The organism is Actinomadura sp. NAK00032 (assembly GCF_013364275.1).
GTDB lineage: Bacteria > Actinomycetota > Actinomycetes > Streptosporangiales > Streptosporangiaceae > Spirillospora.
Window position 1 is genome coordinate 5,682,402 of sequence record NZ_CP054932.1, and the last position, 20,899, is coordinate 5,703,300.

The following is a 20,899-nucleotide window of genomic DNA, read 5'->3' on the forward strand; positions in this document are numbered from 1 at the left end:
GGTGGGTCCTCCTGGCGGTTGGGCCGGGTTTCACACCGGCCCGGTGGTGCCTCGGATGAGGAGTCGGGTCGCCAGCTCGGCGGCCGGCGGGAGGGGAGGCGCCTTCGGCGCCCCCGGGTCGAGCGTCGTGTGCACGGTGGCGGCCGCCGCCCGCGACAGCGCGCTGACGGGCATGGCCACCGTGGTCAGGGGCGGATTGGTCATCGACGCCATCGGGATGTCGTCGAACCCGACGATGCTCAGATCACCGGGCACCTTCACGCCGCGCTCGGTGAGCCGTGACAGCACCCCGAGCGCGACCAGGTCGTTGTAGCCGAACGCGGCGGTGACGCCCGCCGCGACCACCTCGTCCGCGGCCCGGTACCCGCCGGTGAACCGCGGCTCGTACGGGCCGAGGTCCACCAGCTCGATGCCGCGTTCCGCGCAGGCCGCGCCGAGGAACCTGCGGCGCTGCCGGTTCGACCACGAGTTGGCCGGGCCGGACAGGTACGCGCACCTGCGGTGGCCGAGGGCGTGGACGTGCGCGACGGCCTGCTCCAGGCCGGGCTGGAAGTCCGGCAGGACGGCCGGAGCTCCGCGGTTGGTCCGGTAGGCGAGCACCACGCTGGTCTTGGCCGCGACGGCGCGCAGCCGCGTCCCGGACATGCGGGGGGCGCACAGGATCAGCCCGTCCACGCGCTCGACCATGGCCTCGGCCAGCCGGACCTCCGTCGCCGTGTCCTCGTCGGTGTCGGCCAGGAACACCGCGAAGTCGGTGTCGCGGAAGTAGGCCTCGACGCCCTTGATGAACGGGGCGAAGAACGGGTTGGCGATGTCGGGGACGATCAGCCCGACATTGCGGGTCCGCCCGAGGACCAGCGACTGCGCCGCGCGGTTCGGCTGGTAGCCGAGCCGCTCGGCGCACTCGAGCACGCGCCGCCGGGTCTCGGCGTTCACGAGCTCCGGGGAGTTCAGCGCGCGCGAGACCGTCGAGGGGGACACCCCCGCCAGGCTCGCCACCGCCCGGATCGAGGCCCGGGTTCCGTCTGCGCTCATGGCGGAGATTATGAAAACGTTTGCGGAACAGTGTCAATGGCGGGCGCGAAAAAGCCCCCGACCGCAACGGCCTCGTGATCTGAGACCGGACCGGCCGGGGGCTGTGCCGGCGCGGCTAGGCGGCGTCCCGCCCGGCCCGCTGCAGCGCGGGCTCGCCCTCGGCGTCCTCGTGCACGTAGCGGCGTCCGCGCAGCAGCGACACCACCGCCGCGACCAGCGACATCGCGATCGCCAGGCTGAACACGATGACGAGCCCGTGGTGGAACGGCTCGGAGATCAGGTGCGGGAAGTACGAGCGTCCGGTCAGGGTGGCGACGTCGTCCGGCGCCAGGCCGCCGAGCACGTGGAACGGCGCGAGCAGGTTCTGGATCGGGTTGTAGCCGAGGAACGCCGCGAACAGCGTGCCGACCGGCGGCAGCTCGCCGACCCGCCCGGCGGGCCCGGCCGGGACGCCGTGCTGCGTCAGCCCCTGCGTCAGCGTCTTCGGCAGCGTGTCGGACAGGCCCGCGATCATCAGCGAGAAGAACACGCCGATCGACAGCACCATGCCGGCGTTCATGAACGTGGCGCGCATGCCGGAGGCGACCCCGCGCTGGTCCGCCGGGACCGAGTTCATGATCGCCGTGGTGTTGGGCGCGGCGAACAGCCCGGACCCGACCCCGTTCAGGAAGATCAGCAGCGCGAACGTGGCGTACCCGAAGTCGGTCGGGATCAGCAGCAGCCCGGCGAACGCCGCCGCCGACAGCACCAGCCCGCCGGAGGCGAACGCGCGCGCCCCGTGCCGGTCGGACAGGTGCCCGGAGATCGGCCCGGCCACCAGGAACCCGGCGGTGAGCGGCAGCAGGTAGATGCCCGCCCACAGCGGGGTGTCCTCGTAGTCGTAGCCGTGCAGCGGCAGCCAGATGCCCTGCAGCCAGATGATCAACATGAACTGCATCCCGCCGCGCGAGATCGCGGCCAGCAGCCCGGCGGCGTTCCCGGCCGTGAACGCCCGGATGCGGAACAGGCCGAGCTGGAACATCGGCTGCTCGACCTTGGTCTCGATCCAGCAGAACAGCGCGAGCACGGCGATCCCGCCGATGATCCCGGCGAGCACCCAGGGGTTCGTCCAGCCCATGTCGTGCCCGCCGTAGGGCTGGATGCCGTAGGTGATCGCGGCGAGCAGCCCGGTCAGCCCGACCGCGAACGTGACGTTGCCGAGCCAGTCGATCCTCGCGGCGACGGCCCTCTTCGCGGTCTCGACCAGGCTCCGGTAGGCCCAGACCGTCCCGATGATCCCGATGGGCGCGGAGGCGAAGAACACCAGCCGCCAGTTGATCTCGCTGAGCAGCCCGCCCGCCACGAGCCCGATGAACGTCCCGGCGATCCCGGCGACCTGGTTGACGCCCATCGCCATCCCGCGCCGGTGCGCCGGGAACGCGTCGGTGAGGATCGCCGCCGAGTTCGCCATCAGCATGGCGCCGCCGATCCCCTGGAACACCCGCCAGCCGATCAGCCACAGCGCCCCGGCGCTCCCGTGCAGCGGATCGAGCGCCAGCACGAGCGTCCCGACCGTGAACACCGCGAACCCCGCGTTGTACATCCGCACGCGCCCGAACATGTCGCCGAGCCGGCCGAGCGTGACCACCAGCACCGCCGAGACGAGCATGTAGCCCATCAGAATCCACAGCAGATAGCTGACATTGCCCGGCTCCAGCGGATTCAGATGGATGCCGCGGAAGATCGCCGGCAGCGAAATGATCACGATCGACGAGTTGACCGTGGCCAGCAGCATGCCCAGCGTCGTGTTGCTCAGCGCGATCCACGGATAGTGCTTGGACGGCACGCCGACCCCACCCCCGTCAAGTAGTTTCCTCCGCTAACTAATCATAGGCATACATTCCTCGCCAGTCCGAAAAAGGAGTCGCATCCATCACCTCTCCGCCCGTACGTTCTCCCTCATGACGGGACGAATCGGCGTGCTGACCGGCGCGGGCATCTCCACGGACTCCGGCATCCCGGACTACCGGGGCCCGTCCGGCGTGTGGACCCGCGACCCGGAACTGGCCGCACTGTTCACGCGCAAGCACTTCGCCAACGACGCCGAGGTCCGGCGCCGCTTCTGGCGCACCCTCGACCTGCACCGGGACGCCCGCCCGAACGCGGCCCACCGGGCACTGGCCGACCTGGAGAAGACCAAGGCCGTCCGGATCCTGACCCAGAACGTCGACGGCCTCCACCAGAAGGCCGGCTCGACGCCCCGCAAGGTCCTGGAACTCCACGGCACGCTCGCCACCACGTCCTGCACCCGCTGCCGCGCCACGTCGGCGACCGCCGACGTGCTGGCCCGCGGCGAGGACGACCCGGCCTGCCCGGCCTGCGGCGGCGTCCTGCAGCCCTCCATCGTGCTGTTCGGCCAGTACCTGGACTCCGACACCCTCTCCCTCGCGGGCAACATCGCCCGCGCCTCGGAGGTCTTCATCGCGATCGGCAGCTCCCTGACCGTGGACCCCGCCGCCCGCCTCTGCGCCATCGCCGCCGAGTGCGGCGCCCGCCTGATCATCGTCAACCGCGACCCGACCCCCTACGACGACCTGGCGGACGAGGTGATCCGCACCCCGATCGCCGAGGCCGTCCCCGCCCTCTGCGCGGAACTGGCCGCCGTCTAGGATCCGGCCGATGAACGGCAAACACCACCTGGCCCTGGACGACGAGCGCCTGATCGCGTTCTTCCGCGACCGCCGCGTCTGCACGCTCGTCACCGTCCGCCGGGACGGCACCCCGCACGCCGTCCCGGTGGGCGCCACCCTGGACGGCGGCACCGTCCGCGTGATCACCTCGTCCACCTCGGCGAAGGCCCGCCACGTCGCCCGCGCCGGCGAGGAGGGCCTCCCGGTGGCCGTCTCCCAGGTGGACGGCCGCCGCTGGGCCACCGTCGAGGGCCGCGCCGTCCTGAGAACCGACCCGACCTCCGTGGCCGACGCCGAGAACCGCTACGCGGCCCGCTACAAGCCCCCGCGCCCCAACCCCGACCGAGTGGTCATAGAGATCACCGCGACCAGGGCCATGGGCAACCTGTGACGATCAAGCCGACCAGTAGCACATGGTCGCGATCCGTGACCCCGTCTACGGTGGGCGAATGCGCATGGAGATCGACGAGGTAGAAGGCTGGCTGCGGGAGCGGCTGCCGGAGCTGGCGGAGGAGCACGGGGTACCGGGGGTGGCGGTCGCCGTCGACGCCGGGGGCCGGCTCGTGGAGGCGGCGGCGGGGGTACTGAGCAGGGCGACCGGCGTGGAGGCGACGGTCGACTCGGTGTTCCAGATCGGCTCGATCACCAAGACGCTGACGGCGACGCTGGTGATGGGGCTGGTCGCCGAAGGGCTGGTGGAGCTCGACGCCCCGGTGGACAGGTACCTTCCCGGGTTCCGGCCGGCGACCGTCCGGCAGCTGCTGTGCCACACGGCCGGTTTCGAGGGCGACTTGTTCACCGACACGGGCAAGGGGGACGACTGCCTGGAACGGTACGTGGACCTGCTGGCCGATGTGCCGCAGATCTCCGAGCCCGGGGAGATGTTCTCCTACAACAACGCGGGCTACAGCGTCCTCGGGCGGATCGTCGAGGTCGTGCGGGGCGAGCCGTTCGACCGGTGCTTGCGGGACCGCCTGCTCGCGCCCCTCGGCATGACGCACGCGGCGACCGACCCGTACGAGGCGATCCTGCACCGCGCGGCGGTCGGCCACCTCAACGGACGCCCCGCGCCGGTCTGGGCGATGGCACGCTCCAACGCGCCCGCCGGATCGATGCTCGCCATGACCCCCCGCGACCTGCTGGCCTTCGCCCGGTCGCACCTCACCGACGAGAGCCTGCGGGTCATGCGGGAGCCGCAGGTCGCCCTGCCGGACATCGACTGGGGAACGGCCTGGGGCCTGGGCTGGACGCTCCACGACCTCCCGGGCGGCCCGGTGTTCGGCCACGACGGCAACACCATCGGCCAGTCGGCCGCCCTGCGGATCGACCCCGGCCGCGACGTGTGCGTGGCGGTCTTCACCAACGGCGGCGACCGCAAGCCCCTGATGAGGGAGATCCTGGGCAGGGTCGTCGAGACCCCCGCCGAACCCGTCCCGAACCCCGCAGCGCGCCTCGACCCCAGGCGCTGCGCGGGCGTCTACGTGTCGAGCACCAGCGAGACCACGGTGAGCACGGACGAACAGGGACGTCTCTGGCTAGAGCAGGTCCCCGTCGGCCTCGCGGTGGAACTCGGCGACGAACCATACCGGACGGAGCTGCTCGGCTGGCGAGGAAACTCCCTGCTGCCCGCAGAACCCGGCCACGGCCCCGTCGCGTTCCTGGGCGACGACGGCGAGGGCCGCGCACGCTACCTGCACACAGGCCGAGCCGACGTCCGCGCTCCGGTGAGGTTGAGGTAGCTCCTTACCCTCGAATCGGCTCATTGGGGGCGTTGGCGGGTGGTGGCCACGGCTGCTTGGCCGAGGCTGATTCCGCCGTCGTTGGGTGGGACGCGATGGTGGGTCAGCACGTCGAAGCCTGCGGCCGTTAGGCCCGATGCCGTCCGTTCCAGGAGGAGCATGTTCTGGAACACGCCGCCCGATAGAGCGACGGTAGCGAGGCCGGTCCTCTCGCGTATTCGGGACGCTGCGTCCACGACCAGTGCGGCGATGCCGTTGTGGAAGCGGGCGGCGATCGCGGAAACGGGGACTTTCGCGCGGAGATCGGTCACCGCCGCGTTCAGCAGGTCGCTCCCGGCGACGGTGAAAGGCGCCGATCCGGTGATGGCGGCCGAATATGCGGCGCCTTCTGAGGGGTCGGCGCGCTGCTCCAGTTCGATGGCGGCCTGGCCTTCGTAGTTGACGCGGTCGCGGACGCCGAGGACGGCGGCGACCGCGTCGAAGAGTCGTCCCATGCTGGAGGTGAGCGGTGCGTTGACGCGGCGGCGCGCCATTTCCACCACGGTGGGCCAGGAGGGTCGCCCGGCCACCGGGAGGTCTTCGGGGACGCCGTAGGCGGCCGCCATTCGCCAGGGTTCGCGGATCGCGGCGGCGCCGCCCGGCATCGGGACCGGGGCCAGGTGGCCGGCCCTTTCGAAGCCGCGGAGGTCGGCGACGAGGAATTCGCCGCCCCAGAGCGTGCCGTCCGTGCCGTATCCGGTGCCGTCGAAGGCGACGCCGATCACCGGGCCGGGCGCGCCGTTGTCGGCCAGGCAGGAGGCGATGTGCGCGTGGTGGTGCTGGACGGCGATGGACGGCAGTTCCAGGTCGAGGGCGTACTTCGTCGACAGGTATTCGGGATGCGGGTCGTGCGCGATGATTTCGGGGACGATGTCGAAGAGCCGCCGGAAATGCGCGATGCCCTCTTCGAACGCGCGGAGGGTCTCATAGTTCTCCAGGTCGCCGATGTGGTGGGAGAGGAACGCGCGGCCGTCGCGGGTCAGGCAGAACGTGTTCTTCAGTTCGGCGCCGCACGCCAGGACGGGCCGTCCCTCCGGGATCGGCAGGGGCTCGGGTGTATAGCCGCGTGACCGGCGCACCGGCAGCGTCCGCCCCTGGAAGACGCGCACCACGGAGTCGTCCGTGCGGGTGTGAATAGGGCGGTCGTGGAGCAGGAAGCCATCGGCGATGCCGCCGAGGCGTTCGAGCGCTTCGGCGTCCCGGTGGGCGATCGGCTCGTCCGAGACGTTCCCGCTGGTCAGCACGACCGGTTCGGTGACGAGGAGATGGTGCAGCGGGGTGTAGGGCAGCATGAGGCCGAGGTGCCGGCCGCCGGCTGCGACGGCGTCGGCGAGCGCCGCGTCCGGGCGGCGGCGCGCCAGCACGATCGGGCGGCGCGGGCCGGTGAGCAGCGCCTCCTCGGCGCCGGACAGCGCGCACAGGCTCCGGGCGGCGGCCAGGTCGGGGACCATCACGGCGAACGGCTTGTCCTCGCGGTGCTTGCGGGCGCGGAGGGCGGCGACCGCGCTCCCGGACGCCGCCCGCACCGCGAGGTGGTAGCCGCCGAGCCCCTTCACCGCGAGGACGGCACCGGCGGCGAGCAGGCCGCGGGCGGCCGTCAGCGGGTCGCAGGCGGCATCGGGCTCCGCGGCGGGCACGTGCAGGGTGAGGGACGGGCCGCAGGCGGGGCAGCACACCGGCTGGGCGTGGAACCGGCGGTCGGCCGGGTCCGCGTACTCGGCGGCGCACGCCCCGCACATCGCGAAGCCGGCCATGGTCGTGTTGGGACGGTCATACGGGACGTCCTTCACGATCGTGAAGCGCGGCCCGCAGTTCGTGCAGTTGACGAACGGGTACCCGTACCGCCGGTCGGCCGGGTCGCGCATCTCGCGCAGGCAGTCGTCGCAGGTCGCGGAGTCCCAGGGGACGAGCGCCCGGCGCTCCCCCGAGGCGTCGCTGCCCACGATCGTGAAGCCGGCGCGGCCGCGCACGTCCAGCCGGCGGGTGGTGAGGCGGTCGACGACCGCGAGCCGCGGCGGGCGCGTGCGCAGCCCGTCCAGGAAGCGGCCGATCTCGTCGGGCGCGCCCTCGACCTCGATGAACACGCCGGCCGCGTCGTTGCCGACCAGCCCGGACAGCCCGAGGCCGGTGGCGAGCCCGTGCACGAACGGCCGGAATCCGACGCCCTGCACGACCCCCTCGACGCGGACGCCCATCCTCACGTCCACCCGCGTCATTCTGCCGAGCCGCCCCCCAAGGCCCGGGAAAGCCGGGGCAGGGCGCGTGCTACGGCCGGCCGCCGCCGGGCAGGGGACGCCGGGGCGGCGTCATGTGAAGGGTCATTCCGCCTCGCCCGTGTAGGCGGCGATGGTGCGGTCGGCGGCGGCGCGGGCGGCGGCCTCGTCGGCGCCTGCGGCGACGTGCGCCGCGAACCAGGACTCGCCGCTCTGCCGGGTGAACTCCTTGCCCTCGCCGGACAGGGACCAGTCGGGGCCGACCTTCTCCGGGGCGCTCTCGCCGGTCGCCAGGTGCAGGGCGAGGCCGAGCAGGCCCTGGTCCCAGCCGATGCCGACGGCGCCGGGGCCGTACTGGTCCCAGATGTCGTCGCCGACGTGGGCGATGTGCTCCAGCTCGAACCGCGCCCGGCCGTCCGCCTCCGGGGTGAGGCGGACCTCGATCCAGGACGTCTGGCCGCCGTACTCCCAGGTCGCGGCGAAGCCCTTGGGCGGGTCGCAGCGCTCGATCGTCCCGCCCGCGTTGCCTTCGAGCTGGTACCGGCCGCCGAGCCGGAGGTCGCCGGAGACGGGCAGGAACCAGCGCGGGATGCGCTCGGGGCTGGTGACGGCGTCCCACAGGTCCTCGACGTCGGTGTCGTAGACCTGGCTGACCGTCGCGGTGCGCGCGGTCCCGGCCTCCAGCACCCGCTCGCCGACCCTGCGCCGGACGGCGTTGATCTGCCCCGTGACCTCGATCATGGCTCGCTCCCTGAGTCGTCGTTTCGGCGTGCGCGCCGGCCCCGGGCGATCTCGGTCGCCAGGGCGTCCAGGTGCGGGGTCCAGAACCGGCGGAACCGGTCGAGCCAGTCGTCGATCTCCCGCAGCGGGGCGGCGTCGACGGCGTAGAGCCGGCGCGTCCCCTCCGCCCGCACCACCGCGAACCCGCTGTCGCGGAGCACCTTCAGATGCTGCGACACCGCGGGCTGGGAGATCCCGAACTCCGCCCGGACGACGGCCGCGACCTCGCCGGAGGACCGCTCGCCGTCGGCGAGCAGCTCCAGGATCCGGCGCCGTACCGGGTCACCCAGGACATCGAACGCGTGCACGTCCCCCAAACTACAGCCTCAGCTTATATAAGCCAAGTCTTAAGGAACGCCCTCAGCCGCCGGCGAGGAGCCGCTCGAAGGGGACGGGGTTCTCGTAGAGGTCCTCCTTGGCCGGGGCCGGGCGGGCCTGGATCAGCGCGGCGAGTTCGGCGCCGGCGCGGGCGACGCGGTCGGGCAGGCCGGTCTCGCCGCTCCCCCAGTCCTCCGACGCCGCGTAGACGGCGGTCGGGGCCACGGTCGCGCGCAGGTAGGCGAACAGCGGGCGCATCGCGTAGTCGATGGCCAGCGAATGCCGGCCCGTGCCGCCGGTCGCGCCGAGGAGCACGGGCTTGCCGTCCATGGAGTCCCGCTCGATGACGTCGAAGAACGTCTTGAACAGGCCGCTGTAGGACGCGTTGAAGACCGGCGTCACGGCGATGAGGCCGTCGGCGCCCGTCACGGTCTCGACGGCGTCGCGGAACGCCCCGGACGGGAAGCCGGTGAGCGTCGCGTCGACCATGGCGTGCGCGTGGTCGCGCAGCTCGATCGTCTCGACGGCGGCGTCCGCGCCGAGCGCCTCGGCCGCCGCGGCGGCGAGGCGGTCGGCGAGCAGCCGGGTCGAGGACGGCTGCCCGAGCCCGGCAGAGACGACGGCGAGGGTCGTCATCGGACCTCCTCGGTGAGGCGGGACGCGTGGGTCGGCGCGGCGGCCGGGACGTGCGCCGGGCGCAGCGCCTCGAACTCCTTGCGCAGCACGGGGACGACCTCCTCGCCCAGCATGTCGATCTGCTCCAGGACGGTCTTCAGCGGCAGCCCCGCGTGGTCCATCAGGAACAGCTGGCGCTGGTAGTCGCCGAAGTGGTCGCGGAACGTCAGGGTCTTGTCGATGACCTGCTGGGGGCTGCCGACGGTGAGGGGCGTCCCGGAGGTGAACTCCTCCAGCGACGGCCCGTGCCCGTAGACGGGCGCGTTGTCGAAGTACGGGCGGAACTCGCGGACGGCGTCCTGGGAGTTCTTGCGCATGAACACCTGCCCGCCGAGGCCGACGTACGCCTGGTCGGCGGAGCCGTGCCCGTAGTGCTCGAAGCGCTGCCGGTACAGGCCGATGAGGCGCTGGAAGTGCTCGGTGGGCCAGAAGATGTGGTTGGCGAAGAAGCCGTCGCCGTAGTAGGCGGCCTGCTCGGCGATCTCCGGGCTGCGGATCGACCCGTGCCAGACGAACGGCGGGACGCCGTCCAGCGGGCGCGGCGTCGCGGTGAACGACTGGAGCGGCGTGCGGAACTTGCCCTCCCAGTCGACGACGTCCTCGCGCCAGAGCCGGTGCAGGAGGTGGTAGTTCTCGATCGCGAGCGCGATGCCGTCGCGGATGTCCTTGCCGAACCAGGGGTAGACGGGGCCGGTGTTGCCGCGCCCCATCATCAGGTCCACCCGGCCGTCGGCGAGGTGCTGGAGCATCGCGAAGTCCTCGGCGATCTTCACCGGGTCGTTGGTGGTGATCAGCGTGGTCGCGGTGGACAGGATGAGCCGCTCGGTGCGGGCCGCGATGTAGCCGAGCATCGTCGTCGGGGAGGACGGCACGAACGGCGGGTTGTGGTGCTCGCCGGTCGCGAACACGTCCAGACCCGCCTCCTCGGCCTTGAGCGCGACCGCCACCATCGCCTTGATCCGCTCGGCCTCCGTCGGCATCCGGCCGTTGGTCGGGTCGGGCGTGACGTCGCCGACCGTGAAGATCCCGAACTGCATGCCGGCCTCCGAAATAGTAGAACTTTCAACCATTCTACCGGAACCGCGCGGGCCGGGCTGCTATTCCGCCCCCGACCAGTGCGTTCCAGGGTGCGGGCCAGGGTGCGGACCAGGGGCCTGAGGGGCGGGGCCCGGGGGTTGCCGGGGGGGGGCGGCGTCAGGCGGCGGTGTGCGCGATGTCGCGTTCGAGCGCGTCGACCAGCCAGGTGTTGATCGTCCCGGCGGTCGCGGGCTCGCCGGTGACCTCGCCGAACAGCGTCCAGTACCGGCGCAGCCGCGGGTCCTGCTCCATGGCGACGGCGGGCAGCAGGTCGCGCCGGAAGCGCGGGGTGTCGCGCTCGTCCCGGCCGGCCGCGTGCGCCGCGACGAACAGGTCGAGGGCGGGGCCGGGGCGGGGCTCGCCGCCCGCCGCGACCAGCGGGGCGGCCAGCGCCGCCGCCTCGCCGAGGCCGGTGATCAGGGCCGGCTCGTCGCGCACCCGGTCGGCGGCCACCCGGCCGAGGGCGCGCACCTCGCGCAGCAGCGGCCGGTCGTTCGCCACCGCGACCATCCCGGCATAGGCGACGACCTGCCGGGGCGTCGGATCGGCGGGCGGCTCCGGCACGCTGCGCTCCAGGAACTCGCGCACCGCCGCGTCCGGCAGCGGCACCAGGATGCGGCGGCGCCAGAACTCCAGCAGGACGTCCCGCGCGGCCGGGCCGTCCTGGACGGCGGCGAGCAGGTCCAGGCGCGCGGCACGGTCCGCCGGGGGCGTCTGCTCGACGGCGCGGAGCGAGGCGCGGCGCCAGGCGAGCGCGGCCAGCTCGGCGTCGACCGCGCGCCGCTCCGCGGCGACGGCCTCCTCCAGCGAGCGGTCCCCGGCGAGGACGGACGTGACGGCGGGCAGGCCGAGACCGAGGGCGCGCAGCCGCCGGACGAACCGGAGCCGGTCCGCCGCCGCGGCGTCGAACCGCCGGTGCCCGCCCGCGCTGCGCGCCGGCTCCAGGAGTCCCTCGTCGCAGTAGAAGCGGATCGTGCGCACCGGCACCCCGGTCAGCGCCGCCAGATCGCCGATCCCCAGCGATGTGTCTTCGCTCACACCAGTTGAACCTCCAGCAGGCTGGAGGTCCTACCTTACGAGCGCCAACGGGGAGACCCGCAGAAGACCTACAGAGGGGAGACGGCGTGCTGGAGGCAGGACGCTACAAGGAGGGCCTGCGCGAGCATGCCCGGGGGCTCGCGGAGGCCGCATCGGGCTCCGACCCGTCCACGCGGGTGCCGACCTGTCCGGAGTGGACGCTGCAGGACCTGGTCGGTCACGTCGGCCAGGGGTACCTGTGGGCGGCCGACCTGGTGCGGACCGGCGGCACCGACGTCATCGACGGCCTGCCCCGCACGGTGCCGGACTCCCCCGCCGCCTGGCCTGCCTGGCTGCGCGACGGCGCGGAGCAGCTGATCGCCGCGGTCGAGGCCAAGCCGGACGAGACCGTCGACCACCCGCTGCTCGGAGCGTGGCCGACCGTCATGTGGCTGCGCCGGATGGCGAACGAGACCGCCGTCCACCACGCCGACGCGGCGCTGGCCGCGGGGACGCCGTTCACGGTGGCGCCCGGCCTCGCCGGCGACGTGATCACCGAGTTCCTCGGGCTGCTGACGGCGCCGACGGCGGCCGCGCAGAAGCCGGAGCTGGCGGAGCTGCGCGGGACGGGCGAGACGCTGCGGCTGCGCCCGGCGGAGCCGTCCCTGCCGGGGTGGCTGATCACCCGCATGCCGGACGGGCCCGTCTTCGAGGAGGGGGCCGGGGAGGGTGCGAGCGGTGCGGACATGACGGTTGCCGGGCCCGTCCAGGAGCTGCTGCTGGTGTTCGCCCGGCGGCTCGCCCCGGCGGACGCGGCCGGGCTGAAGGTGACGGGTGACGCGTCCCTGCTGGACCACTGGCTCGCCCACACGGCGGTCTAGCCGGCACGTCCGCGCCCCGGCCCGTGCGGGGGCGGCCGGGGCGCGGTCAGGCGGGGGTGTCCGCCGTGGCGAGGACGGCCTGGATCTCCAGCCCGATGGTGATCTCGTCGCCGAGCATGACCCGGTCGCCCTGCAGCGGGACGTTGAACTCGATGCCGAAGTCGCGGCGGCTGATGGCGGCCGTCGCGGTGAAGCCCGCGCGGGTGCCGCCCCACGGGTCGGCGCCGACGCCGTGGAACTCGGTCAGCAGCCGGACGGGGCGGGTCACGTCCTTGATCGTCAGCTCGCCGTCCAGGTGGTAGCGGGGCGAGCGGGCGCGACGGCCGACGGCGGCGCGCTCGATCCCGGTGCCGGTGAACGTCATCACGGGGTGGCGCCGCACGTCCAGGAAGTCGGCGGAGCGGACGTGCTCGTCCCGCTCGGCGCTGCGGGTGTCGATCGAGCCCATCCGGATCTCCGCGCGGGCGGTGGAGTCCAGCGGGTCCGCGCCGATCACGACCTCGCCCCCGAAGTCGAGGAACGAGCCCCGCACCGTGGTCATCAGGTGCCGGATCGTGAACGTGATCTCGGAGTGGACCGGATCGATGCTCCAGCGGCCGGCTTCGAGGTCGGAAACCTCGGCACCCATGAAAATCCCCCCAAAGAGTGACAACCAGGAAAAACTACCTCAAATCCCTACTGGTCTGAGGGGCCGCCCCGGGGGAATGCTCGGGTACATGATCGGTGAACACGTCCTGGCCGGCTACGTCCCCGACGCGGGCGGCCGGGAGGCGCTGGACCTCGCGCTCGGCATCGTCGCGCTGACCGGCGGCCGGCTCAGCGTGGCGACCGTCCACCCGCCGGACCTGCCGGCCGCCGCCGGCGAGGCCCGGGCCGCGCTGGACCAACTCGCCGACCAGCTGGACGACCAGCCCGCCGACCTGCTCGTCCAGGAGGGCCGCAGCGTCGGGCGCGGGCTGACCGTGCTGGCCAGCCGGATCGGCGCCGACCTGATCGTCGTCGGCTCCCCCGAGGGCGGCGCCCGCGGCCGGATCGGCGTCGGCGCCGCCGCCGACCACCTGCTGCACTCGGCGACCGAGGCCGTGATGCTCGCCCCGTCCGGCTACGCCCCGCCGGACGAGCCGAGCCGGATCACGGTCATGTACGTCCGGCGGCCGCAGTGCGAGGAGGCCGTGATCCGCGCCGCCCAGGCCGCCGAGCGCCTGGAGGTGCCGCTCCGCCTGGTCACCCTCGCCGTCGGGGACGTGGCCGGCGACCCGCTCCGCGACGACCTGGCGCTCGCCATCCGGCTCGCCCTCGACTCGGCCGACCTGCTGCCGGAGGAGGTGTCCGCCGAGCTCGCCGAGGGCGACGACGTGGCCGACGCGCTGGACGACGTGGACTGGACCGAGGGCGAGCTGCTCGTGTGCGCGTCCAGCGAGGACGCCGCCGCCCACCGCGTCTTCCTGGGCGAGATCGCACTCAAGGTGCTGCGCGCGGCGCCGTGTCCGGTCACGGTCCTCCCGCGTGGCTACTACTGAGTAGTCCGTTTTGACCGTTTGCCGGGAACCGCTTGCCGCCCCTCATTTACCTCCGCTACATTCCGTCGAGATCGGAACGTGACCATTGGACCGGGGCACCGGACCGCGGCGCGTTCCGTCCCCGGTCGGGCGCACCCTGCCCGAACGAGCCAGGCGCAGGGAGCGAGATGGACCCGATCGGCAAGAAGCTGCTCGACATCGCCAAGACGGAACTCGGCTACACCGAGAAGGGCGACGGGTACACCAAGTTCGGCGAGTGGTACCGCAAGAACGTCGACGGCGACCACGACGAGTACTTCTCCACCGCCCCCTGGTGCGACATGTTCCTCGCCTGGGCCGCCGACAAGGCCGACGTCACCGACCAGGCCGGGCAGTTCGCCTCCACCGTCGACCACGCCCAGTGGTTCAAGAAGAACGACGCCTGGGGCCACGACCCCGAACCCGGTGCCATCGTCTTCTACGACTGGACCGGCTCCGGCGACATCGACCAGATCGACCACGTCGGCATCGTCGAGAAGGTCGACGGCCGCACCCTCCACACCATCGAGGGCAACGCCGACGGCTACAAGCTCATGCGCAAGACCCGCGACACGGACGCCGTCGTCGGCTACGGCTACCCGTCCAAGATCAAGGTCGAGGCCAAGTACGCCCCCAGGCACGCCGCCCCCGCGCCCACCGTCGACAAGGTCGGCGCCCCCGTCACCGGCGCCAACACCCACGAGGCCGAGCACAGCGCCCCCGCCGAGCAGCTCCCGGCCCAGGACGTCGTCCTCGGCGGCATCCTCGCCTTCATCCTCTGCGGCACCGTCGCCCTCGCCGCCGGCCGCGCCGCCGCCGCCAAGGCCCCCACCACGCCGCCCATCCGCGTCCGCAAGCGCGGCAAGCACCACCGCCCGTCCACCCCCGTCGCCCTCCCCGCCGACGTCACCCCCGCCGACCTCGACGCCGCCGACGCCGGCACCACCCTCATGCCCGCCCTCTCCCTCGCCGCCGCGCGCGACGCCGAGGACCGCGAGTTCTGGGGCCGCATCGCCCACCTCGAAGAGGACAAGGAACTCGACTTCTGGAACACCCTGCACGCCGACCTCACCGACTCCGAAGCCGCTCCGTACGCGAGCACTCCAGGATTCCGCTAGAGTTGTCCATGCGAGCTCGGGGGGCGACCCCCGGACCGGCACGCGGACGTGGCTCAGTTGGTAGAGCATCACCTTGCCAAGGTGAGGGTCGCGGGTTCGAATCCCGTCGTCCGCTCTGAGAGGCCCCATCAGGTCTCGCTCTGGTGGAGTGGCCGAGAGGCGAGGCAACGGCCTGCAAAGCCGTGTACACGGGTTCAAATCCCGTCTCCACCTCGCAGTACGCGCAGCAGCACGCACAAGGGCGATTAGCTCAGTGGGAGAGCGCTACCTTGACACGGTAGAGGCCACTGGTTCAATCCCAGTATCGCCCACTTCGGAGTGGGAGTGGTGTGCTCGAAGCCTTTGGCTTCTTCGCCGCCACTCCTTCGTCATGTTGACCCGGGGGGCGACCCCCGGACCCCCGATGTGGGGGGCTCCGCCCCCCACGCCCCCCTCCCGGCTCAGGTTCGCGCTTACGTGCTGTCGACGGCGGGGGTCTGTTTTTGGGGCTACGCCCCTCGCCCCCCTTCCGGCTTATAGGGGGGCGTTCCTGTGCTGTTGGCGTGGGGTTTTGTTTGGGGGCTTTGCCCCCTAGGTGGGTCGGGTTGGGGGCGCTTTGAGCGTCCGGGCTGGCCGTCTCGTGTGGCTACTGGGGGGCTAGCAGGCGGTCCATCAGGACGTGGAGGTGCTGGCGGAAGGCGGCCACTGTTTCGGGGTCGTCGGATCTGCGCATGCCGGCGGAGGGGCCTAGGACGCCTGAGCCCAGGAAGCCGTGGACGCACCAGATCATCGTGCCCAGCAGGTAGTAGGGGTTGACGTCCGGCGGTACCGCGTCGCGGATCTTGCGGGCGGTCAGGTGCAGCAGTGGCCGGGCGTAGCGGTCCTCCAGTTCGGTGATGTCGGCGGCGTCGTCGACCCAGCGGTGCGCCCACAGGGACCGGTTCGGGTGCGCCACGTGGAAGTCCAGGTAGGCGTCGACGATCCGGTGGACGGCGGCCCGGCCCGGTTCGGCCTGCGACACGACCGCTTCGAGCATGGTCCGTTCGGACTCGAAGGCCTGGTCCATCACCTCCAGGTAGAGCGCGCGCTTGTCGCCCACGGCCTCGACGATCGCCGCGGGGTCGGTGCCCGTGGCGTCCGCGATGAGCCGCATGGACGTGCCGTCATAGCCGAGTTCACTGAACAGGCGGGTCGCCACGTCGACGATCCGCTGCCGGTGGATGGCATTAGCCATTCCGTCACCGTATGCGCGCTTGAGGGCGCGTTCCGCAAAGGGCGGGACAAGTCACGATAAAGCGCGCGTCTTTTGAGGAGGTGCGGGTTTGATTACTGTGAGTTGTCGATTGATTGCCATGCGTTGTAGGTTGTGGGGCTGGGAGGCTGTGCCTTGGGTGGTGTCAGGTGGAGGCGGTTCGTGCTGATGCTCGTTCCCTCGCTGGGCGCGTTGGGCGTGCTCGGGGTGGGGATGGCGCAGGGGACGGTGCCCGTGTCGTTCGCGCTGTCGGGGCGGCGGATGCAGGTCTCCGCCGACCGGCTGTCCGGGCAGGGGTTCGGGCTGTACCCGGCCGTGGTGCGCTCGGCGGACGGTGAACGGCACCAGGTGCTGTCGCTGACGATGCGGTCGGCCGCCGTCTACGGGCTGTGCCAGTCGTCGGTCGTGGACACCCCGCTCGGGCGTTACGTCGTGCGGCTCAGCAGTCGGGAGCCGTCGCAGGTGAAGGGGCTGACGATCTCGGCCCGGAGCATCGACGCCGACGTCGAGTTCGGCTCGCTGGTGCTCAACAAGGACGCGCGGGCGCTGGGCGGTGGTGCCGGTGACTACGGGGTGGGGGCCCTGGGGTTCACGGTGCGGAATGTGAAGGTCGACTCCTGGATGGTGACCGGTGGGACGTTCCAGGTGACGGGGCTGAAGGTCGCCATCGGGCGGGACGTCCCGACATGCTTTTGACGCAGTGGCGGCGTGCGCGGCCGTTCGGGGCGAGTTGCCTGGTCGCGGCGGCCGGTGTGGAGATCCTGCTGGTGCCGGTGGCGGGTGTGGGGCTGGTGGTGAACGGCGGTGTGGGCGGGTACGCGGGCTTCCTCGTGGGGGTGTTCCTGATCGCGATGGGCGCGGGGCTGTGCTGGGGCGGTCCGCGCGATGTCATCGCGGTACTGGTGGTGATGGCCGCGCTGGCCGCGTTCGTGCTGACGAACCTGGGCGGGCTGCTGCTCGGGTCGCTGATGGCGATCGTCGGCGCGGCCTGGGGCTTCGCCTGGACGCCGCCGGTCATTCGAGCATGAAGCGGCGCAGCGCGATCAGCAGGTCGTCGCCGGCGTCCTCCACGACGAGGTGACCGGCGTGCGGGTAGAGGCGGACGCGGGCGCCGGGTAGCCGGGTCCGCCATTCGCGCAGGAACGCCGGGTCGAAGACGGGGTCGTGGCGTCCCCAGGCGATCAGCGCCGGGAGGTCGGCGAACCGGCCGAGGGAGTCGCCGATCCCGCACAGCAGCGGCCAGGACGGATCGCCTGGCCCGAGCGGGATGTCCTGGACGAAGCGCTGGATCGCCAGGCGTCCGCCCGGCTGGTCCGAGGGCGCCAGGTAGGCGGCCCGGACGGCGCGCGGGAGCGGCCTGCGGACGCCGCAGGGCGGGAGGGTCGCCAGCCGGAGGAACGCGTTGTGCCGCAGGAAGAGGCGGTCGCCGAGGCGGGGTCCGCGCAGCACCCGGAACGGGACCCGGAGGGCGGAGCGGACCCGGGCGCCGTGGGGGTTGGGGAAGGCCGCCGTGTTGAGGACGACCAGCCGGGACACGCGCCCCGGATGCCGGGCGGCCCAGCCCATGCCGATCGGCCCGCCCCAGTCGTGCATCACCAGCGTCCAGCCGGTCGCGGGGGCGCCCTGGTCGGTGATGAGGTGGGTGGTGAGGGCGTCGAGGTCGTCGATGCGCGCGGCGAGGGTGTGGGCGTAGCGGTCGCCGCCGGGCTTGTCGGACAGGCCCATGCCGATGTGGTCGGGCGCGATGCACCGGAACCGGTCGCGCAGCGCCAGCACGGGGCGGCGCCACATGTAGCTCCAGGTGGGGTTCCCGTGGACGAAGAGCACCGGCGGCCCGTCCCCCTCGTCCACGTAGTGCTGGTCGAGGCCGTTCGCGCCGGGATGGGTGAACCAGTGCGAGTCGAACCGGTAGCCGGGGAAGAAGCTCACCTGACTGCTCCCAGGGGATGCTCGGCCAGGTGATCGGCGAGGCGCGCCAATCCCTGCGCGGTGCTGACGGAAGGGGTGTAGCCGAGGTCGCGGCGGGCCGCGGAGATGTCGAACCAGTGCGCCGTGGACGCCTGCCCGACCAGGAACCGGGTCAGCGGCGGTTCGGCGCGCACGCCGGGCAGGCCGAAGAGCAGTTCGAGGGCGGCGGCCGCCAGGATCGCCGGTGCCACCGGCACGCGGCGGGTCACCGGTGGAAGCCCTGCGGCCTTCAGGAGTCCGTTGATCCAGTGTCCGAAGGGGGCCGGTTCGTCCTGGGTGATGAAGTAGGCGCGTCCGTTGAGCGGCGAGCCCGGGGCGAGCCTGTCCAGGGCGAGGACGTGGGCGTCGGCGGCGTTGTCGATGTAGACGGTGTCGATGGTCTTGTCCGCCGCCCCGATCAGGCGCAGGCGGGAGCCCGCGGCGGCCAGGCCCGGGAGGAAGTGCGGGTCGCCCGGGCCCCAGATGAGGTGGGGGCGCAGCGCGGCGGCGGGGATCCCCCGTCCGGCGGCGCCCAGGACGAGCCCCTCGGCGGCGGCCTTGGTGCGCGGGTAGTGCGCCCGGAAACGGCGGGCGTAGGGCAGGGACTCGTCCGCGCCCTCCAGGTCGTGTCCGTCGTGCACCACGCTGGGCGAGGACGTGTAGACCAGGCGGGCGCCGACGCGCGCGCACGCCGCCAGGACATGCCGGGTCCCGTCCACGTTGACCTGCTCGTACTCGCGGCGCCGCCCACCGACCCCGGCCTTGGCCGCGCAGTGCACGACCGCGTCGCACCAGTCGGCGGCGGCCAGGACCGCGTCCCGGTCGCGGATGTCGGCCAGGTGCTGGACGACGCCGAGGTCGTCCAGCTCGCGGGAGCGGCGGCGCTGCAGGGCGTGGACGATGTCGCCGCGCACCGCCAGCCGCCGGCAGACCGCCGCGCCCAGGAACCCGCCGCCTCCGGTGACCAGGACTCTCATCGGCCGCGCCCCTCCAGCTTGCGGGCGGCCCAGCGGGCCAGCTCGTGGCGGCGGATCTTGCTGTGGTGGCGGGCGTCCATGGGCAGGTCGCGGTGCACCAGGACGTCGCGGATCCCAGCGGCCGGTGCGCGCTCCCCCGCCGCGTCCAGGACCGCCGCGATGAGGCCGGGACGCTCCCGGCGGCCGAGTTCGGGCACCGGTTCGACGACGAGCACCGGCCGCTGCGCGCCCGCGGGGCCGACGCCGACCAGTGCGGCCCGCCGCAGGCCCGGGACGTCGGCGAACAGCGGTTCGACCTCCTCGGTGCACAGGTCCCCGCGGCCGGTCCGGACGCGCTCGGACTTGCGGCCCGCGAACCACAGCCGGCCCTCGTCGTCGATGCGGCCCAGGTCGCCGGTGCGGTGCCAGTCGCGGCGGCCGTCGGGGATGCGGGCCAGTTCGGTCGCGGCCGGGTCGTCCAGGTAGGGGTCGGCGACCATCGGGGCCGACACGGCGATCTCCCCGAGGGCGCCGGCGGGCACGGGCAGGTCGTCGCTCCAGCGGCGGACCGCGCCGTCGGTGACGGGGATGACACGGACCCGGACGCCGGGCAGCGGCTCGCCCAGGCAGGTCCCGGCCCCGGCGGCGGTGGCCGCGTCGGTGCCGGCGTGCTCGCGGCTCTCGATCGCCGCGACCGGCAGGCACTCGGTGGCCCCGTACACCGACAGCAGCCGCGCCCGGTCGCGGATCACCGCGCGCATCCGCTCGCGGGTGCCGGCGGGCAGCGGCGCGCCCGCGGCGAGGACGTGCCGCAGCGGCTCCAGGACGATCCCGCGGTCCAGGCAGTGGCGGGCCAGCCGGTCCAGCAGCGCGGGCGGCGCGAACATGGCCGTCGCCCCGTGGCGCAGGACGGCGGCGCTCAGCGCGGCCGGGTCGGCCCGGCCGGGATGCCGCGGGTCGGTGTCCGGGACGAGCGCGGCGGCGCCGAACGCCGTCGCGGCCAGGGCGAACGGCGCGAACGCCGACAGCATCACCGAGCCGGGCGACAGGACGTCCAGCGCGTCGAGCGCGTCCACCTGCGCGGCCAGCTGCCGGTGCCGCAGCGGCACCCCCTTCGGCGGCCCGGTCGAGCCGGAGGTGTAGCCGATCAGCGCGACGTCGTCCATCCGCGGCTCCGGCCAGTGCCGCGGGTCGCCGGCCGCGGCCTCGCGCAGGGCGTCCATGCCGGCTCCCCAGGTGAGCCATCGGGGGCCGACGGTCACCACGACGCGCGCGCTTCTGGCCCAGCCGAGCACCAGTCGTGCGGCCTGGGCGCGCGGTATCGCGATGTACGCCTCGGGCTCGGCCCGCCGCAGGCACCGGCGGATCTCACCGAACGGCAGGCCCGGATCCACCAGGACCGGGACGGCCCGCAGGCGGGCCAGCGCCAGGACGGCCGCCCAGAGCTCCGGGCCCGGCGGCACCATCACCGCCGTGCGCGTGCCCTCGCCCACCCCGGCGCGGGCCAGCGCCGCCGCGGTCTCGGCGACCAGTTCCGACAGCTGCGCGAACGTCGTCGCCTCGCCGTCGGGGCGGCGGCAGGCGACCGCGTCCGGCCGCCGGTGGCGCCACCATCCGGCGCGCAGGTACAGCGGGCTGACGGCCGGGGACCGCTCCTGGATCACGG

Annotated in this window: 21 protein-coding genes and 3 tRNA genes; 11 read left to right on the forward strand and 13 right to left on the reverse strand. The window is 73.0% G+C overall.

The annotated features are described in order from the left end of the window. Positions 1–30: 30 nt before the first annotated feature. Both HUT06_RS26545 and HUT06_RS26550 read right to left on the reverse strand, forming a co-directional pair. Positions 31–1,035, reverse strand: a complete 1,005-nt coding sequence (locus HUT06_RS26545; protein ID WP_176198196.1) for a LacI family DNA-binding transcriptional regulator — start codon at positions 1,033–1,035, stop codon at positions 31–33. A 115-nt stretch (positions 1,036–1,150) separates the two neighbouring features. Next, the gene (locus tag HUT06_RS26550; RefSeq protein ID WP_217711469.1) at positions 1,151–2,860 is read right to left on the reverse strand and encodes an MFS transporter; all 1,710 of its coding nucleotides are present in this window, start codon (positions 2,858–2,860) and stop codon (positions 1,151–1,153) included. 115 nt (positions 2,861–2,975) lie between these two features. Here HUT06_RS26550 and HUT06_RS26555 point away from each other — a divergent pair, with 115 nt between their 5' ends. The 3 genes from HUT06_RS26555 to HUT06_RS26565 are packed head-to-tail and all read left to right on the forward strand — an operon-like array spanning position 2,976 to position 5,443. After that, positions 2,976–3,683 carry a Sir2 family NAD-dependent protein deacetylase gene (locus HUT06_RS26555; RefSeq protein ID WP_176198197.1) on the forward strand — a complete coding sequence of 236 codons (708 nt, stop codon included), beginning with the start codon at positions 2,976–2,978 and terminating at the stop codon, positions 3,681–3,683. A gap of 10 nt (positions 3,684–3,693) precedes the next feature. Continuing rightward, positions 3,694–4,095 (forward strand): pyridoxamine 5'-phosphate oxidase family protein, encoded by a 402-nt coding sequence (locus HUT06_RS26560; RefSeq protein ID WP_176198198.1) that lies wholly within the window; start codon positions 3,694–3,696, stop codon positions 4,093–4,095. Positions 4,096–4,153: 58 nt separating this feature from the next. Next, positions 4,154–5,443 carry a serine hydrolase gene (locus HUT06_RS26565; RefSeq protein ID WP_254715395.1) on the forward strand — a complete coding sequence of 430 codons (1,290 nt, stop codon included), beginning with the start codon at positions 4,154–4,156 and terminating at the stop codon, positions 5,441–5,443. Positions 5,444–5,463: 20 nt separating this feature from the next. On the opposite strand, the gene hypF is transcribed toward HUT06_RS26565, so the two are convergent. The 6 genes from hypF to HUT06_RS26595 form a co-directional block, all read right to left on the reverse strand. Then, the gene (hypF, locus tag HUT06_RS26570) at positions 5,464–7,689 is read right to left on the reverse strand and encodes a carbamoyltransferase HypF (protein WP_254715396.1); all 2,226 of its coding nucleotides are present in this window, start codon (positions 7,687–7,689) and stop codon (positions 5,464–5,466) included. 111 nt (positions 7,690–7,800) lie between these two features. Continuing rightward, a complete protein-coding gene (locus tag HUT06_RS26575) occupies positions 7,801–8,436 on the reverse strand; it encodes an SRPBCC family protein (RefSeq protein ID WP_176198199.1) in 636 nt (211 codons plus the stop codon). Next, positions 8,433–8,783: a helix-turn-helix transcriptional regulator gene (locus tag HUT06_RS26580; RefSeq protein WP_176198200.1), complete on the reverse strand. Its 351-nt coding sequence runs from the start codon at positions 8,781–8,783 to the stop codon at positions 8,433–8,435. Before HUT06_RS26580 ends, HUT06_RS26575 begins: the two co-directional genes overlap by 4 nt. A gap of 52 nt (positions 8,784–8,835) precedes the next feature. Continuing rightward, positions 8,836–9,429: an FMN reductase gene (locus HUT06_RS26585; RefSeq protein WP_176198201.1), complete on the reverse strand. Its 594-nt coding sequence runs from the start codon at positions 9,427–9,429 to the stop codon at positions 8,836–8,838. Next, positions 9,426–10,505 carry an LLM class flavin-dependent oxidoreductase gene (locus tag HUT06_RS26590; RefSeq protein WP_176198202.1) on the reverse strand — a complete coding sequence of 360 codons (1,080 nt, stop codon included), beginning with the start codon at positions 10,503–10,505 and terminating at the stop codon, positions 9,426–9,428. The genes HUT06_RS26585 and HUT06_RS26590 overlap by 4 nt, the downstream gene beginning before the upstream one ends. A 157-nt stretch (positions 10,506–10,662) precedes the next feature. After that, positions 10,663–11,583, reverse strand: coding sequence for a MerR family transcriptional regulator (locus HUT06_RS26595; RefSeq protein WP_176198203.1), 921 nt, complete (start codon positions 11,581–11,583; stop codon positions 10,663–10,665). Positions 11,584–11,669: 86 nt separating this feature from the next. Between HUT06_RS26595 and HUT06_RS26600 the strand changes: the two genes are divergently transcribed. Continuing rightward, positions 11,670–12,443 carry a maleylpyruvate isomerase family mycothiol-dependent enzyme gene (locus HUT06_RS26600; protein ID WP_217711471.1) on the forward strand — a complete coding sequence of 258 codons (774 nt, stop codon included), beginning with the start codon at positions 11,670–11,672 and terminating at the stop codon, positions 12,441–12,443. Positions 12,444–12,489: 46 nt separating this feature from the next. Here the strand turns inward: HUT06_RS26600 and HUT06_RS26605 are convergent, their stop codons facing one another. Beyond that, positions 12,490–13,071 carry a YceI family protein gene (locus HUT06_RS26605; protein WP_176198205.1) on the reverse strand — a complete coding sequence of 194 codons (582 nt, stop codon included), beginning with the start codon at positions 13,069–13,071 and terminating at the stop codon, positions 12,490–12,492. Positions 13,072–13,159: 88 nt separating this feature from the next. Between HUT06_RS26605 and HUT06_RS26610 the strand changes: the two genes are divergently transcribed. The 5 genes from HUT06_RS26610 to HUT06_RS26630 all read left to right on the forward strand — a co-directional run bounded on the left by HUT06_RS26610 (position 13,160) and on the right by HUT06_RS26630 (position 15,410). Then, positions 13,160–13,963 (forward strand): universal stress protein, encoded by an 804-nt coding sequence (locus HUT06_RS26610; RefSeq protein WP_176198206.1) that lies wholly within the window; start codon positions 13,160–13,162, stop codon positions 13,961–13,963. A gap of 167 nt (positions 13,964–14,130) precedes the next feature. After that, the gene (locus tag HUT06_RS26615) at positions 14,131–15,099 is read left to right on the forward strand and encodes a CHAP domain-containing protein (protein ID WP_176198207.1); all 969 of its coding nucleotides are present in this window, start codon (positions 14,131–14,133) and stop codon (positions 15,097–15,099) included. A gap of 42 nt (positions 15,100–15,141) precedes the next feature. Continuing rightward, positions 15,142–15,214 (forward strand) — tRNA-Gly (locus tag HUT06_RS26620). A gap of 27 nt (positions 15,215–15,241) precedes the next feature. Further along, positions 15,242–15,312 (forward strand) — tRNA-Cys (locus HUT06_RS26625). A 26-nt stretch (positions 15,313–15,338) separates the two neighbouring features. Continuing rightward, positions 15,339–15,410, forward strand: a tRNA-Val gene (locus tag HUT06_RS26630). Between the two features lie 314 nt (positions 15,411–15,724). On the opposite strand, the gene HUT06_RS26635 is transcribed toward HUT06_RS26630, so the two are convergent. Next, positions 15,725–16,312, reverse strand: coding sequence for a TetR/AcrR family transcriptional regulator (locus tag HUT06_RS26635; protein WP_176198208.1), 588 nt, complete (start codon positions 16,310–16,312; stop codon positions 15,725–15,727). 186 nt (positions 16,313–16,498) lie between these two features. On the opposite strand from HUT06_RS26635, the gene HUT06_RS26640 reads away from it, so the two are divergent. Together HUT06_RS26640 and HUT06_RS26645 are read left to right on the forward strand one after the other, a co-directional pair. Further along, complete coding sequence (locus tag HUT06_RS26640) at positions 16,499–17,026, forward strand: DUF6230 family protein (RefSeq protein ID WP_254715803.1); 528 nt, start codon at positions 16,499–16,501, stop codon at positions 17,024–17,026. After that, the gene (locus HUT06_RS26645; RefSeq protein WP_176198210.1) at positions 17,017–17,358 is read left to right on the forward strand and encodes a DUF6114 domain-containing protein; all 342 of its coding nucleotides are present in this window, start codon (positions 17,017–17,019) and stop codon (positions 17,356–17,358) included. Before HUT06_RS26640 ends, HUT06_RS26645 begins: the two co-directional genes overlap by 10 nt. Here HUT06_RS26645 and HUT06_RS26650 read toward each other — a convergent pair. Genes HUT06_RS26650 through HUT06_RS26660 form a run of 3 tightly spaced genes read right to left on the reverse strand, consistent with a single transcriptional unit; the run spans position 17,345 to position 20,897 of the window. After that, positions 17,345–18,259 (reverse strand): alpha/beta fold hydrolase, encoded by a 915-nt coding sequence (locus tag HUT06_RS26650; protein ID WP_176198211.1) that lies wholly within the window; start codon positions 18,257–18,259, stop codon positions 17,345–17,347. The genes HUT06_RS26645 and HUT06_RS26650 overlap by 14 nt on opposite strands. Next, positions 18,256–19,254 carry an NAD-dependent epimerase/dehydratase family protein gene (locus tag HUT06_RS26655; protein WP_176198212.1) on the reverse strand — a complete coding sequence of 333 codons (999 nt, stop codon included), beginning with the start codon at positions 19,252–19,254 and terminating at the stop codon, positions 18,256–18,258. The genes HUT06_RS26650 and HUT06_RS26655 overlap by 4 nt, the downstream gene beginning before the upstream one ends. Beyond that, entirely contained in the window at positions 19,251–20,897 is a 1,647-nt protein-coding gene (locus HUT06_RS26660; protein ID WP_176198213.1) for a fatty acid CoA ligase family protein, read from the reverse strand. The genes HUT06_RS26655 and HUT06_RS26660 overlap by 4 nt, the downstream gene beginning before the upstream one ends. Positions 20,898–20,899: the final 2 nt, after the last annotated feature.

Coding starts and splice junctions, on each gene's coding strand:
- HUT06_RS26545 (WP_176198196.1), bottom strand. CDS start 1,035: ATGAGCGCAGACGGAACCCGGGCCTCGATCCGGGCGGTGGCGAGCCTG.
- HUT06_RS26555 (WP_176198197.1), top strand. CDS start 2,976: ATGACGGGACGAATCGGCGTGCTGACCGGCGCGGGCATCTCCACGGAC.
- HUT06_RS26560 (WP_176198198.1), top strand. CDS start 3,694: ATGAACGGCAAACACCACCTGGCCCTGGACGACGAGCGCCTGATCGCG.
- HUT06_RS26565 (WP_254715395.1), top strand. CDS start 4,154: ATGCGCATGGAGATCGACGAGGTAGAAGGCTGGCTGCGGGAGCGGCTG.
- HUT06_RS26575 (WP_176198199.1), bottom strand. CDS start 8,436: ATGATCGAGGTCACGGGGCAGATCAACGCCGTCCGGCGCAGGGTCGGC.
- HUT06_RS26585 (WP_176198201.1), bottom strand. CDS start 9,429: ATGACGACCCTCGCCGTCGTCTCTGCCGGGCTCGGGCAGCCGTCCTCG.
- HUT06_RS26590 (WP_176198202.1), bottom strand. CDS start 10,505: ATGCAGTTCGGGATCTTCACGGTCGGCGACGTCACGCCCGACCCGACC.
- HUT06_RS26605 (WP_176198205.1), bottom strand. CDS start 13,071: ATGGGTGCCGAGGTTTCCGACCTCGAAGCCGGCCGCTGGAGCATCGAT.
- HUT06_RS26610 (WP_176198206.1), top strand. CDS start 13,160: ATGATCGGTGAACACGTCCTGGCCGGCTACGTCCCCGACGCGGGCGGC.
- HUT06_RS26615 (WP_176198207.1), top strand. CDS start 14,131: ATGGACCCGATCGGCAAGAAGCTGCTCGACATCGCCAAGACGGAACTC.
- HUT06_RS26635 (WP_176198208.1), bottom strand. CDS start 16,312: ATGGCTAATGCCATCCACCGGCAGCGGATCGTCGACGTGGCGACCCGC.
- HUT06_RS26640 (WP_254715803.1), top strand. CDS start 16,499: ATGCTCGTTCCCTCGCTGGGCGCGTTGGGCGTGCTCGGGGTGGGGATG.
- HUT06_RS26645 (WP_176198210.1), top strand. CDS start 17,017: ATGCTTTTGACGCAGTGGCGGCGTGCGCGGCCGTTCGGGGCGAGTTGC.
- HUT06_RS26655 (WP_176198212.1), bottom strand. CDS start 19,254: ATGAGAGTCCTGGTCACCGGAGGCGGCGGGTTCCTGGGCGCGGCGGTC.